General features: G+C 69.2%; 12 protein-coding genes. 4 read left to right on the plus strand and 8 right to left on the minus strand.

Annotated features, from left to right (window positions below; genetic code table 11):
- Positions 1-621: 621 nt before the first annotated feature.
- A complete protein-coding gene (locus CKO31_RS20915; RefSeq protein ID WP_200241088.1) occupies positions 622-1,824 on the plus strand; it encodes an alpha/beta hydrolase in 1,203 nt (400 codons plus the stop codon).
- Here the strand turns inward: CKO31_RS20915 and CKO31_RS20920 are convergent.
- A complete protein-coding gene (locus CKO31_RS20920) occupies positions 1,797-3,452 on the minus strand; it encodes an esterase/lipase family protein (RefSeq protein ID WP_200241089.1) in 1,656 nt (551 codons plus the stop codon). The two genes, CKO31_RS20915 and CKO31_RS20920, sit on opposite strands and share 28 nt — an antisense overlap.
- Before the next feature lie 394 nt (positions 3,453-3,846).
- Between CKO31_RS20920 and CKO31_RS20925 the strand changes: the two genes are divergently transcribed.
- Both CKO31_RS20925 and CKO31_RS20930 read left to right on the plus strand, forming a co-directional pair.
- The gene (locus CKO31_RS20925; RefSeq protein WP_200241090.1) at positions 3,847-4,173 is read left to right on the plus strand and encodes a hypothetical protein; all 327 of its coding nucleotides are present in this window, start codon (positions 3,847-3,849) and stop codon (positions 4,171-4,173) included.
- Positions 4,121-6,094: an SLC13 family permease gene (locus tag CKO31_RS20930; protein ID WP_274607787.1), complete on the plus strand. Its 1,974-nt coding sequence runs from the start codon at positions 4,121-4,123 to the stop codon at positions 6,092-6,094. The genes CKO31_RS20925 and CKO31_RS20930 overlap by 53 nt, the downstream gene beginning before the upstream one ends.
- Before the next feature lie 232 nt (positions 6,095-6,326).
- Here CKO31_RS20930 and CKO31_RS20935 read toward each other — a convergent pair whose 3' ends face one another.
- The 4 genes from CKO31_RS20935 to CKO31_RS20950 form a co-directional block, all read right to left on the minus strand.
- The gene (locus CKO31_RS20935) at positions 6,327-7,676 is read right to left on the minus strand and encodes a right-handed parallel beta-helix repeat-containing protein (RefSeq protein WP_200241092.1); all 1,350 of its coding nucleotides are present in this window, start codon (positions 7,674-7,676) and stop codon (positions 6,327-6,329) included.
- A 9-nt stretch (positions 7,677-7,685) separates the two neighbouring features.
- A complete protein-coding gene (locus CKO31_RS20940) occupies positions 7,686-8,042 on the minus strand; it encodes a response regulator (protein WP_200241094.1) in 357 nt (118 codons plus the stop codon).
- A complete protein-coding gene (locus CKO31_RS20945) occupies positions 8,039-8,605 on the minus strand; it encodes a hypothetical protein (protein ID WP_200241096.1) in 567 nt (188 codons plus the stop codon). The genes CKO31_RS20940 and CKO31_RS20945 overlap by 4 nt, the downstream gene beginning before the upstream one ends.
- 128 nt (positions 8,606-8,733) lie before the next feature.
- Positions 8,734-9,201 carry a zinc metallopeptidase gene (locus tag CKO31_RS20950; protein ID WP_200241098.1) on the minus strand — a complete coding sequence of 156 codons (468 nt, stop codon included), beginning with the start codon at positions 9,199-9,201 and terminating at the stop codon, positions 8,734-8,736.
- Between the two features lie 93 nt (positions 9,202-9,294).
- Between CKO31_RS20950 and CKO31_RS20955 the strand changes: the two genes are divergently transcribed.
- On the plus strand, positions 9,295-9,540 hold the full coding sequence (locus CKO31_RS20955) for a dTDP-glucose 4,6-dehydratase (protein ID WP_306341770.1): 246 nt from the start codon (positions 9,295-9,297) through the stop codon (positions 9,538-9,540).
- A gap of 126 nt (positions 9,541-9,666) precedes the next feature.
- On the opposite strand, the gene CKO31_RS20960 is transcribed toward CKO31_RS20955, so the two are convergent.
- The 3 genes from CKO31_RS20960 to CKO31_RS20970 all read right to left on the minus strand — a co-directional run bounded on the left by CKO31_RS20960 (position 9,667) and on the right by CKO31_RS20970 (position 13,215).
- Positions 9,667-11,574, minus strand: coding sequence for a V-type ATP synthase subunit A (locus CKO31_RS20960; RefSeq protein ID WP_200241132.1), 1,908 nt, complete (start codon positions 11,572-11,574; stop codon positions 9,667-9,669).
- A 230-nt stretch (positions 11,575-11,804) separates the two neighbouring features.
- A complete protein-coding gene (locus tag CKO31_RS20965; RefSeq protein ID WP_200241102.1) occupies positions 11,805-12,491 on the minus strand; it encodes a hypothetical protein in 687 nt (228 codons plus the stop codon).
- Between the two features lie 19 nt (positions 12,492-12,510).
- On the minus strand, positions 12,511-13,215 hold the full coding sequence (locus CKO31_RS20970) for a hypothetical protein (protein WP_200241104.1): 705 nt from the start codon (positions 13,213-13,215) through the stop codon (positions 12,511-12,513).
- Positions 13,216-13,219 lie beyond the last annotated feature (4 nt).

The raw sequence follows: 13,219 nt of genomic DNA on the forward strand, positions 1-13,219 counted from the left end.
CCCCCAACCACGTGATGCCGCCCGTGGATCGCTTTACACGCCGTACACCAGCGTCCACGGTGAGTTTCAGGCTTCGCCGCCTCCCAGTGGGCTCGCCACGACACCCCGCCGAATCGGGTTCGTTATCCTGCAGACCGACAGTTCGCGTGACTGTTGCTCCCCACCCCGCCTCGCGGCGACGCAGTTACCATTGGCTACGGAGCTTCGGCTTACTCCGACACGGACTTTCACCGTGCTGATGAGGCGCCCTCGCGGGCGCACTGGGAGCGGCCTCTGGCCGCGATGATTTCCAGGGCGTGGCAGCGGTTCGTCGCGGCAAGGATGCCGCTCCCACGGATGCTGGCGGCTGTGGGAGCGGCCTCTGACCGCGACGGCTTCCAGGGCGTGACAGCGGTTCGTCGCGGCAAGGATGCCGCTCCCACGGATGCTGGCGCCTGTGGGAGCGGCCGCTGGCCGCGACGATTTCCAGGGCTTGGCGGCGGTTCGTCGCGGCAGGGATGCCGCTCCCACGGACGTGCTGGCGCCTGTGGGAGCGGCCTCCGGCCGCGACGGCTTCCAGGGCGTGGCAGCAGTTCGTCGCGGCAAGGATGCCGCTCCCACGCACACGAGCATAGGACCTCCATGAAGCGCACCACCTTTCGCCTTTTCCTTGTGCTTGGGGTCGCGGCCGTACTGCTGCTCGGCTTCGGCGCCTATCTCTATTTCGTCGGCACCCGCACGCTGCTGGAGCATGCGGAGGCGCTGCGCTTCAGCCGGATCCAGGCGCCGCGGCTCGCCGATACCGACACGCTGCGGCTCTTCTATGCCTCCAACCGGGTGCCGATCCCGAGCGCGGCGGACGCGGCCCCGGATCGACGCTTCACATCCGAGCGCCAAAACGCCTTGGAGCTCGGCAGCTTCGATATCGCCGTGGAGCCGACGCTCGGCCTGGGCATCCTGCTGAACGCCAGCGACTGGCTCATCAACGAAGAGATCCAGCTCAAGGCGGTGAGACCCCTGCCGCGTCCGGCCTTCAGCGGCGAGCTGCGCGAGCAGGTGCTGGCGTCGTCCTACCGCTCCCTGCTGGTGGTGGTGCACGGCTACCGCGAGACCTTCCCATCGGCGCTGCGCAAGACCGCCTTCCTGACGCACATCTTGGACATGGACACGCCGGTGCTGCTGTTCGACTGGCCGGGGGATCAGGGCGCGTCGCTGGCCGGCTATCGCCGCGCACGGCGGGTGGCCACGGCGTCCGCCGAGGAGCTGGCCGCGACGCTGGCGCTGGTGGTGGAGCAGGTGGCGCCGCAGCGGCTCTGGGTCATCGCCAACAGCCTGGGTGCCCAGGTGGTGGTGGATGCCTTCCAGCACCTGGCCGCAGATCCGGCGCTCGCCGACCGCCAGACCGAGATCGAGAACGTCGTCCTGACGGCACCGGATGTGGACAGACGCGAGTTTGACGCGAGCTTCCGCAGCGAGACCGAGGCGCTGGCGGAGAACCTCACCGTCTATGTCTCCTCCAATGACCGCGCCCTGCTGGTGAGTCGGCTCGTGAACCGCGGCCGCCGCCTCGGCGAGAGCAGCCTCGATCCGCGCAATCCGGATCAGTCGGCGGTGGCGGCGAGCTTCGCGGCGCTGATGCAGCCGGCGGACCGGCGCCTGACGCTGGTGGATGTCACGCCGGTGAACCGCACCCGCAACTTCCACAACTTCGGGCTGGAGACGCCGGAGTTTTTCGACGACCTGTTCCTGCGGCTCACGAGCCGCAAGCTCCCGGCCAGCCGACGCTTGTATTTCGTGGAGACGACGGACGGGCGGCGCTACTTCGTGCTGACGCGGGGGCTCTGACCAGCGGCGTCATCGCCAGCCTGCCGCTGGGCGATATCCAGCAGGATGATGCGCTTGAGCTCCGCCACCGCCTTGGGATGATCGAAGCCGCCGTGGCCGGTGGGCACCACCACCTCGGATTCGGCGGCGGGCAGGCGTGCACTGTGGATGGGCACCACGCCGTCGGAGCCCCGGGTGCCGTCGCCGCGGCCGCGGTTGCCGATGATGGAGTGCACCGGCACCGTCGGCTCGGTGGCGTCGAGCACCCGCAGGAAGCGCGAGCGGGGGGACAGGCCCTGGATGCTGGTGGGCATGCGGCGGCTCTCGGCGCCGGCGAGCTGGTTGGCCAGGTGCTCCGCCTCGTTCAGCAGGGTATCCGGCAGCTGGATGAGCCGGATCATCAGCGCGCCGGCGCCGTTGGCGGCGAGACGGCTTCCCCGGTGCGGCACGAAGAGGAACACCACTCGGGAGACGTCCGTGCGCGGCTCGAAGATCAGCGCCCGGTGGAGCCGATTGTAGTCGGACAGCTCGGAGACGCCGGACAGGATGGAATTCGCCCGCGTCGGGCCGATTCTCGAGACCTGCGCGCGGGAGAGGATGCCGCCCATGCTGTGGCCGATGAGGATCATCTGTTGGTCCAGCCCGGTCTCCGCCACGGCGTCGTTCAGGGCCTCGCGCAGCTGCAGCGCCGACAGGGGCACCGGCTGACCGGTGGGGTAGTAGAAGAACCAGAGCTGGCAGCAGTCGCGGATGCGCGGATCGGCCAGCAGCCGGGTCACCAGCGGCCGCCAGACGCCCGGGGTCGAGAGCAGGCCGTGCACCAGCACCAGGGGCGTCTTGTCCGGCTGGTAGGGCTCGAGGAAGACGATGCGCGGCTCGCCGGTGAAGCGCCCGGGCCGCAGCAGGTTGGCCAGCGCGGTCAGGGGGCCGACGCCGGTGGCCCGGGTGGCCTCCAGCGGCGCCGTCAGGTCCATGGCCACCGGCAGCGTGCCGGACGCCGTCGGCACCGCCGAGACGGCGGTGGGGTCCACCAGCGCCGCCTCGCAGCAGTCCGGCCCTGCGGTGCCCGCCGCGCCGTCTCCGCCCGCTCCCGACTGCGCTGACGGGGCCGCTGCGGATGCGGTGGGCAGCCGGCCGGGGCCGCGGGCTTTTTGGCGGGGCTGTGCCACCAGCGTCGCCGGCAGGTGATAGCCGCTGCGCGGGGCGTTTGGATCCCGCGGTGCCGGGAGCTGGGCCACCACGGGCAGGCCGATGCCGGCCTCCCTGAGGCCGGTGTCCTGCCCGGTGGGGCGCAGCACGGGCGTAATGGCGCCGAAATCCGCCGGGTCGCGCAATGCCTCTCCCCGGCTCACACCGGCGGCGGGTGTCGGCGGGCCGGCCGCGCTCAGCAGGGCCGGCAGGTTCGCCGCCAAGAGCCGGCGATGCTCGGCCTCGGCGCGTGTGCGCGCGTTGGTCTTCTCATCCGCCCGCGCTACCTTTGCGATGGATGCCGACAGGTCCCGGCCCAGCTCGGCGCCGGTGGCGGCCGGCGTGGGCAGGGCGGACTGACAGCCCGGCAGGGCGACCAGGGCGAGCAGCAGGAGGAGTGCGAACAGCCGGCCGTGGGCGCCGCCAGCGCGGGCGACTGGGTCGGTCAGCCGAACGAACAAGCCGGGCGCGCCGGCGCTGTGCCGGACTCCAAGCCAAGGCACCGAGGGGCTGCAGTCCTGCTGGACGGGCGGCGTCGACGCGGCGCTGCCGGGCCGCCCCTCGGCCGCTGCGGTGTCGGGCCTCATCGGCCGATGGCGGATCATCATGGCTGTGAAGATGGCGGGATGATGGGTGGCAGCCGAGGCTCCGGCAAGCGAGCGGTACGGCGGAGGGCTCGGCGGATTTGTTCTGCCGGCGGCGGCGTCGGTATGCTCGCAGCGTGAAAGCCCGGCTCGCCGGCGAGTCGAGCGTCGGCGCCCGTGCCGCATGCCCTCGTCGGACCGTCCGCGGCGATGGGTCTGCGCGACTGCGCCCAGCGATGATCCACCAAGAGTCAGACAGCACCGGAACACTATGACCTATTCCATTGTCGCGCGAGATGCCGATGCCGGCCACATGGGCGTGGCGACCCAGTCGCAGGCCTTCGAGCTGAGCCTGAACGGGCGCACCGGCGAGGCCCTGGCCGCCTTGCCGATTGAGGAGTTAGACCCGGCGGCGGACCCGGACCTCGCCTGGTGGCGGGCCATCGTGCTGGCGAACGCCGGCGAGGAGGCGCCTGCCGCCCGCTTGGCGCAGGCGCTGATGACCGAGGCGCCCAAGTACGCAGCGGCGGCCCGGCGCTTTGGTGATGCGGGTCTGCTGGATCAGGCGCTCATCGATCGGCTGCTGCCGAGTCCTTGAGCCGGTCGCCCTTGCGTCTGCGCCCGTCCCGGGTGCAGCCCTCGGCCGGTCCGCGCACCGCTGTTCCCCGCCCACCGGAGCCGCCATGCCCAATGATCTGCTGACGGTCTTGCTGCTGCTGGCGGCGGCCATCGTCATGTTCGCCATCAACCGGCCACGGGTGGACGCGGTGGCGCTGATCATGCTGGTGCTGTTGCCCTTCACCGGCGTGCTGACCATGAGCGAGGCCCTCGCCGGCTTCAGCAACCCGAACATCGTGCTCATCGGCGCTATGTTCGTCATCGGCGATGCCCTGGCCCGCACCGGGGTGGCGCGCAGCATCGGCGACTGGCTGGTGCGCTATGGCGGCGACAGCCCCTGGCGTCTGCTGGTGCTGCTGATGCTCGCGGTGGGCTTCCTGGGCTCGGTGATGAGCTCCACCGGCGTGGTGGCCATCTTCGTGCCCATCGTGCTGCGCATGGCGAGCCGCAGCGGCCTCGCGCCGGCGCGACTGATGATGCCCATGGCCTATGCGGCGCTCATCAGCGGCACCATGACCCTGGTGGCCACCTCGCCAAACCTGGTGATCAACTACGAGCTGGTGCGCGGCGGCGCCGACGGCTTCACCTTTTTCAGCTTCACCCCCTTCGGCGTGCCCATCCTGGTCCTCGGCACCCTGTATATGCTGGCGGTGCAGCGCTGGCTCGGGCGGCAGGCCGCCGACACCGGTGCCGAGCCGACGCGCCCGGAGCTGCGCCAGCTGGTGGAGCGCTATGGGCTCGGCAACCGGGAGTATCGCGTGCGGGTGCAGCCCGGCTCGCCCCTGCTCGGGCACCGGCTCGGCGAGCTGGATCTGTCCGGCAAGATCGGTGCCCGCGTCATCGTCATCGAGCGCGGGGTCGGCCGCAGCCGGCGTTTGCTGCCGCGTACGGATGACACGGAGCTGGAGGCCGGGGATGTTCTGCTCATCGATATGGACGACGATGCCGCGGACATCGAGTCGCTGACCCGTACCTACGGCGTCGAGCTGCTGCCCCGCGCTGGCTCCTACTACACCGACCGCCCGCAGGACGTGGGCTTGGTGGAGGTGATGCTGCCCTACCAGTCCGCCTTCGTCGGCAAGACCGTCGCCGAGGCGGAGGCCATGGCGCAGTTCGAGCTGTCGCTGGTGGGGATGCGCCGGCGTCGCGGCGCGCTGGAGCCCCGGCACCTGCGCGAGAAGACGCTGAAGGTCGGCGACACCCTGTTGCTGGCGGGGCCGTGGCGGGCCATCCGCCGGCTCCAGAAGGGCGGCGAGGACCTGGTGCTGTTGAATCTGCCGCGGGAGTTCGACGAGTACCTGCCGGCGGCCAAGCGTGCTCCCTATGCGGTGCTCACCTTGCTGGTGGTCATCGTGCTGATGGCCACGGGCATCGTGCCCAATGTGCAGGCGGCGCTGATCGGCTGCCTGTTGATGGGGCTCTTCCGTTGCATCGACCTGGACCAGGCCTACCGCTCTATTCAGCTCAAGAGCCTGATCATGATCGTCGGCATGATGCCCTTCGCGCTGGCGCTGGATCGCACCGGGGGCGTGGACATGGCCGCGGACTTCTTGGTGGCGGTGCTCGGCGCGTCGAGTCCGCACCTGATCCTGGGCGTGCTCTTCGCCATCACGGTGCTGCTCGGTATGTTCATCGTCAACACGGCCAATGCGGTGCTGCTGATCCCGGTGGCGCTGGCGGTGGCCGAGGAGCTCGGGGCGTCGCCGTACCCCTTCGCCATGATCATCGCGCTGGCGGCCTCCAGCGCCTTCATGACCCCGGTGTCGCCGGTGAACACCTTGGTTACTACGGCGGGCAACTATCGCTTCGTCGATTTCATCCGCATCGGTCTGCCGCTGACGCTGATGGTCATGGCGCTCAGCGTCGCGCTGGTGCCCTGGCTGCTGCCGTTGTATCCGTAGCCGGTGGATGCTCGCGGCGGCGTTGAGCATCAGTCCGACCACTCCCACAGGCGCAGGGTATCGTGAAGTGCACAAGTCGGGTGTAGGGTGGACAAGTCGGGTGTAGGGTGGACAAGCGAAGCGCAGTCCACCGGTTGCCCAGCGCCGCGCGGTGGACTTCGCTGTCGCTCGTCCACCCTACTGCTACCAGTCGGGCGCTGAGGATCGATCCGGCGTCCGCTGCGGAATCGCGTCAGGGAGCCAGCACCGGATGTGCCCCCAAGTCCGGTCGCTTGAGCATCGGCCGCGCCGCATCCCCCAGCGGATGCACGTACTGGCGGGCGAGCGGCGCCGGACCGCCGCTCGCGGCGGGTGTGGCCGGCACATCCTCGAATAGGGCCGCATCGCCGGCAGCAGCGATACCGGGCCAAGGCTTGCGCGGGCGATAGTCGTGATTCTGCGGTGCGACGAAGAGCTGTTGCGACCTCTCGGCGATGGTGTTGTCCGCCGGACGCAGCGCCGTTTGGCCGAGACGCTGACCGAACCCCGGCGCCAGCCAATTGTGGCTGCCCCTGATGTACTCGGCTGAAGCGCCGCCCCGGCGGCCATCACCGAGCACCTGATTGTGGCGCTGTCTGCCGCCATCGGAGACGACGTTGCCGATGAGCACGGCGCTCGCGCCGGCGCTGGATAGATCGACGACGGGTGAGACGAAGGGCGTCACGATGGTGTTGTGCACCAGGTAGAGCGTGCCATTGTGCGCGCCGCCGCCGTCCTGCCCGAAGTGGATGACCCCCCGGTTGCCCGGCTCGGTGCGTGATTTGATGATGATATTGCCGATTAGCACGGTATCGGAGCCTGGGCGGGCCGTCTCCGCGGCGTCCACCAGGTCCAGCTCCCGGTTCACGGAGCTGTGGATGTAGGAGTATTCCATCCGCAGGAAATGGAGCCGGCTCTTGAGGTTGTGGCCGGTGGTGGCGCCGCGCACCTCGCAGAAGCGCAATGTCGCCGACGTGCCCCCGAGGTAGAGGTTGTGATTGAAGCGCGGCAGGCGGTCGTCGCCGTTGTCGCGGATGGCGGTGTGCTCGATCAACTGGGCGACAGCCGACTGCAGAGAACCGTCACCGTTCGACATGATGCCGATGTCGTTGTGGTGAATGTCGCAGTCGCGAATGGTCACCCGATTCGCTTGATTGATGCGCACGCCGGCGCCGTTATCGGTGGCATTCGACGCCCCCGTCAGCTCGAAGCCCGCCAGCACCCCGCCGTCTGCGGCGGGGTCGAACTGCACGATGGCCCGAGGCGTGCGCCCGCGGCCGCTGTGGAGGAAGCCTCGGCCCGAGAGAGTGACCCGCTCGCCGAGCGCAGTGCCGGCGGCCTCCAGGGTCAGCCGAGGCTTGTCCACGAGCACGGCGACACCCTCGTACGCACCGCCGTCCGGCAGCGGGAACACCCGGATGGTGTCGCCCGGCGCGGCCGCAGCGACGGCCGCCTCGATGCGGGCGAAGGTCTTACCGGGGCCGACTTGGAGTGTGGCCGCCTCGGCCGCCGTGAAGCAGGCCAGCAGCAGTGCACACAGACCCCGGGTCACGCGGATGTCCATGCGCTTCCTTCAGTGGAGTCGGGTGAGGGCGTCGTCGATTTCGGAAAAGGAGAACGGCTTATAGAGCACCGTTTCGACGCCGATTGCGGCCAGGCGCTGGGCCACTTCGTCCAGCAGCTCCGGAAAGCCGGTGATGACGATGGCCGGGGGCATGCGATGCTCCTCGTGCAGCGCCTCCAGCACATCCACGCCGTTCACGTCCGGCATCACCAAGTCGATCACGATGGCGTCGAACTCCCGCTGGCGACAGAAGATTGATGCGAGGTGGCCGTCGAAGGCTGGTACGACCTCGTGACCGCGCGCCGCCAGATGATCGGCCAGGATGGTGGCCAGGATGTGGTTGTCCTCGGCGATGAGAATTCTCATTGAGCACCTCCGACGCGCAGCATTCGGTCGCTGCAGTCAGGACAGATGCCGTGGGTGAGCTCGGGAAGCACGGCATCGCTTAGCACGTCCAGTGTATGCATAGCCTCTTCCAAATTGAGCCAGGTGGCTTGGGCGTAGATCGCCTTACACCAACTGCAGATCTGCAACGGATTGCCACTGTGGCGCGGCTGGGTGGTGTCGAGCACAGGGATCGGGTCGCGTCCTTCCAAGCGCAGCACCCGGCTGCGGAGCTCGACCTCACCCTCGGCTTTTGAGCTCATCCGCATCTCCATGAAGCGCCGCAGGTCCGGCGAATCGCAGCGATAGCGGAACTGTAGCGGGTGTCCCGTGGCCCGTACCCGATCGATGAGAAGCCTGTAGATGTGGCGGGTCTTGGCGTCCGCGATATAGGACATCAGGGGTGAGCCCAGCACCGCTGGGGCGCCGTCGGGCCAGTCGTTTTCCGTCGCGAAGGCCAGCCACGAATCGTTGACGAAGCAAATCCGGTCGTCCGCGTCGATGCGGTGTACGAACTCGCGGCTATCTCTATCTTGGTGGTGCATTGGTGTGGATGCAGCGGCTGGATGCTGGGCGCACTCGAATTACGACACAGTGACAGTCTAGTCCCGCTGAGGTGGGGCTGTCGCAGCGCATCCGTCCGGTGGCAGTAGCCACCACCGAGCGGCGGTGGCTACTGGCGGGCGAAAGCCTTTGCCCGCGCCGTCACTCCCGCACTGTCGCGGCGCGCCGCAGGAGTCGCGGGCACCCCGCGGAGAGATCGGGCAGGCGGTCTGCCGCAGGCTGATGCCCGTGGGTCGGGCCGACGGTCGGAGGCCCGACAATCGGGCAGTGGCAGCCAGCGCGGCGTCGGGCTTCGTGCCTCAGCCCGACCGGTCACCGCCGTCAACGAGTGCCCAGCGTAGTTCTCCGGCGACAGCCGCACGGTGCGTGTCGTCGGGTCGTAATGGTCCAGCCCCGACTCGCCCTCGTCCACGCGCACGTCCAGGCCCAAGTCCTCGATCAGCTTCCGCGCCACCTCGGCCCCGTCGTGCGGATAGAGATCGCCGGGCGTGTGGTAGCGCTGCATCACCCGCCGAACCCAGAGACCCGGCAGAAAGACAACGGCGAGCACGAGTGCGAACAGGATGACGTAGAACATCTGCGCAAGAAGAGCGGCAACGGAGCATTAGTTCCGGGGGATATGGGTGCGCAAGCGCGCATGTTCTCCCGGTGCTCTTCGGGGGAGCTCACGATGATCGCGCTGGCGGAGGCGGTGAAGGAGCTGACCGGGTCGGGCTCGCAGCTGGTGCATGAGCCTTTGCCCGAGGATGACCCGCGGCAGCGCCAGCCGGACATCGCGTTGGCGCGGGAGCGTTTGGGCTGGACGCCGACGGTCACGTTGCGGGAGGGGTTGGCGCCGACTATTGCGTACTTTGACCCGTGCTTGGCGTCAGGTCGCCCGTTGCACAGCTTCTCCAGGCTGGCATCTCAGGTGTGACGACGGGCAGACCATGTGCCCAAGCCGACGGATCTGTCGAATCCAGCCCAGGAACGGGCCGGGATCGAACCGGAACGCTGGGGCCGCAGAGCATCCAGGTCCATTGCGCCGGCGCCGGTCGCCGGCTCAGCCGGCGGCGCCCTCGACGCCCCGTGGCAGCGGCGCCGCTCCGTCGGCCTGGCTGCTGGTGGCCTGATCCGCCAGTTGCGCGATCTCCTTCAGCAGCCGTTGATAGTCCGGGCTCTCAGGAGCGGCGTAGTTGAAGTTCTTGAACAGGCCGGTGAGCTTGATGAAGTAATCCCGGGCGGTCTGTTTGCTCGGGAAGTCGTAGTCGCGGTGGACCAGCTCGTAGACCCGCTCGAAGGTGAGCTGCTGGCGGTCCATGGGGGCGGAGGCGTCCACCTTGTCGAAGGCGTCCTGCTGCAGGAAGACCATGTCCACGAAGAGCGCCTTCTGATAGGTCAGGTAGTCGGCGATGGTGACGCCTTCCTCGCCGGTGACCTGCATCATCTGCTGGACGGCGTCGCCTTGACGCAGCAGCTCCTGGATCTGCTTGACCTGCGGCACCCAGCTCGGATCGATGTTGCGGTCGTACCAGTCGGCGAGCTGGTCCAGGTATCTGGACCAGGAGATGAGTGGGTCGATGGCGGGGTAGAAGCGCTTGTAGGCGCGGTCGTAAGACAGCCCGAGGAAGGTCTTGACCGTGGCCAGCGTGGACTGAGTGACCGGCTCCTCGAAGTTGCCGCCGGCGGGGGAGACGGTGCCCATCAGGGTCAGGCTGCCCTCGGCGTCGTCGACGGTGCGGAAGACCCCGGCGCGCTCGTAGACGCCGCGGATGGAGGAGTCCAGATAGGCCGGGAAGGCCTCCTCGCCCGGGATCTCCTCCAGGCGCCCGGAGGTCTCGCGCATGGCCTGAGCCCAGCGGGAGGTGGAGTCGGCGAGCAGCAGCACGTGGTAGCCCATCTGGCGGTAGTACTCGCCGAGCGTGATGCCGGTGTAGATGGACGCCTCGCGGGCGGCCACCGGCATGCTGGATGTGTTGCAGATGATGATGGTGCGGTCCATCAATGAGCCGCCGGTCATCGGGTCCGACAGGCTGGGGAACTCGGTGATGGTCTCCACCACCTCACCGGCGCGCTCGCCGCAGGCCACCACGATGACGATATCCACCGTCGAGTGCTTGGCGATCAGGTGCTGGAGCACCGTCTTGCCGGCGCCGAAGGGGCCGGGGATGCAGCCGGTGCCGCCGCGGGCGATGGGGAAGAAGGTGTCCACCAGCCGGATGGTGGTCATCATGGGCTCGTGCGGGTAGAGCCGCTCGATGACGCGCTCGCGCAGCATGCGCTCGGTCACCGGCCGGCGCACCGGCCAGCGCCGGGTTAGGTCCAGCGAGCGCTCCTGGCCGTGGTCGTCGCGGATGCGCACCACCGGGGTGTCCACGGTGACGCTGCCCTCGCGGATCCAGGTGACCTCCACCTCGCCGCGCTGGTCGAAGGGGACCATGATCTTGTGCGTGAAGCTCCCCTCCTGCACGGTGCCGAGCACGCCGCCTGCGGTGAGCCGGGCGCCGGTCTGCACCGCCGGTGCAAAGGACCACTTCTTGCCCAGATCCAGCGCCGGCATCTCCACGCCGCGGGGCAGGAAGGTGCCGTGGCGCACGGCCAGGCTCTCCAGCGGGTTCTGCAGGCCGTCATAGACCTGCCCGAGCAGGCCCGGGCCCAGGGTCACCGAGAGCAGATCGCCGCTTTGCACCACCGGGTCGCCGATGGAGACACCGGCGGTGTCCTCGAACACCTGGACATCGGCGAAGCGCCCGCGCACGCGCAGCACCTCCGCCTTGAGGTGCTCCTCGACGCCGCTCTCGGCCTCGCGCCTCGGGACGATGTAGACCACCTCGTTCTTCACCAGCGGCAGGGGGGCTCCGTCGGCGCTGCCGCCCTCGATAGTGACCAGGGATTCCTGCACCGCGACGACGCGGGTCGGAGCGGATGCCGGGGCTGCCTGCGTTGTGCTTGCGGTGGGCTCGGCGGCCACGGCAGCCGATGTTGTCTCTGCCACGATCAGGATCCTCTTGGTGAGCCTAGTTCAAGTGCGCCGCCGGCCGCGTAGGGGGGACAAGCCGGGTAGGCCGGGCAGGCCGTGTAGGGTGGACAAGCGAAGCGCAGTCCACCCTCGGCGCGCACGGCAACGCCGGACGGGTGGATTTCGCTGCGCTCATCCACCCTACGTCTTGAGGCGCCATGCCCGGTGCAACGCATCCGGGGTCAGGCGGCCAGGTCGAGGTCGACGCCTGTCAGCGCCGTCTCCAGCAGCGCATCGAAGCGCGCCAGGGCGGCATCGGCGTCGTAGCGCGTCCAGCGGGCCACCAGGTCCCAGCGCGTGACATAGACGATCACGGCCTCGAAGTCGAACTCGTGCCCGGCGCCGATGCGCTCCAGGTGTGTCCAGACCGCGCCCAGCAGCAGTCGCTCCAGACCCAGCGGATCGCCGTCGTCCATGAGCCGCTTGGCCTCCGGCAGCCAGGGATAGACCCGCTCCAGACGGAAATGCGGCTCGGTCCAATGGCGGGCGATGTGCGGTACCCAGCGCCCGAAGCCCCACTTCCGGCGCCCGGACGGCGCCGGCTCGCCAGCACGGCGACGGCGCAGCGCGGCGACGACGGTGCGCAGCTCCAGGCGCCAGCCGGCCAGGTCGCGGGTGAAGGCGTTGTGGATCTGGGCGATTGCCTGCTCGGCCTGCTGTACCACCGCCTCGTCGTCCACGTCGAAGCGCTGGCGGTGCCAATCGGTCGCCGCCGCGAGCCGGGTTAGGTCTTCGCTGTCCTCGGGCTCCAGCCAGGCGAGGCGCTTGCGCAGGCGCAGGCGCGAGAGCGGCGTCTGCTTGGCGCCGAACAGCGGACCGTGCGCCGGCAGGGACGTGAGCAGCGTCAGATAGCGGTCTTGGGGGGCCATACGCGCGCTCCGCGCCGCCTCACTTGACCGTGCCTTCCAGGATGGCCCGGAAGCGCGGCTGCAGATGGGCCAGGATCAGCTCGGCGACCTTCTCGTCGGTGAGGTCGATCTCGAGGTGCTTGTCCTGGAGGCGGATGCGGATGCCGCTGGTGTCGTCTTCGGCCACCGTGAAGCGCACGCCTTCGCCGAGCACCTCCGAGGCTACCGCCAGCACGAAGTGTGACAGCGAGCCCTCGCGCAGCTCCAGCGGGTTGCGCCGCAGCTCCTCGATGCTCACCAGCTCGTGGGGCAGCACTACCTCCATAGCCTCGCCCGGCTCGACGCCGGCCTCCTCGCGGCCGCGCCGGCCGACCTCCAGGATCAGCTGCTGCAGGAACTCCTCGCGCTTGAGCTCCGTGGTGATGAGCCGATGGACCTTCTCGTTGACCTCCCGGGTCAGCACGGCTTTGAGCTCCAGCACGGTGTCGCGCATGGCGAGGCGCAGCGCGTCCTCACCGGCGGTCTTGAGCGCCGCCGCCTCCTGCCGGGCCTCGGCGACCACGCGCTCGGCCTCGGCCTCGGCGTCGCGCTTGAGGCGTGCCGCCTTCAGCTCGGCGTCGCGCTGGATGCGGGCGGCCTCCTCGCGACCCTGGGCGACGCCCTCGTCGCGCAGGCGCGTGATCAGGGCGTCGACCCCGGCGGCGGTGGGCGTATTGGCTGCCTTGTTGCGGGCTGGCTGGCTCATTGTG

The sequence above is a fragment of the Thiohalocapsa halophila genome, assembly GCF_016583825.1.
GTDB lineage: Bacteria > Pseudomonadota > Gammaproteobacteria > Chromatiales > Chromatiaceae > Thiohalocapsa > Thiohalocapsa halophila.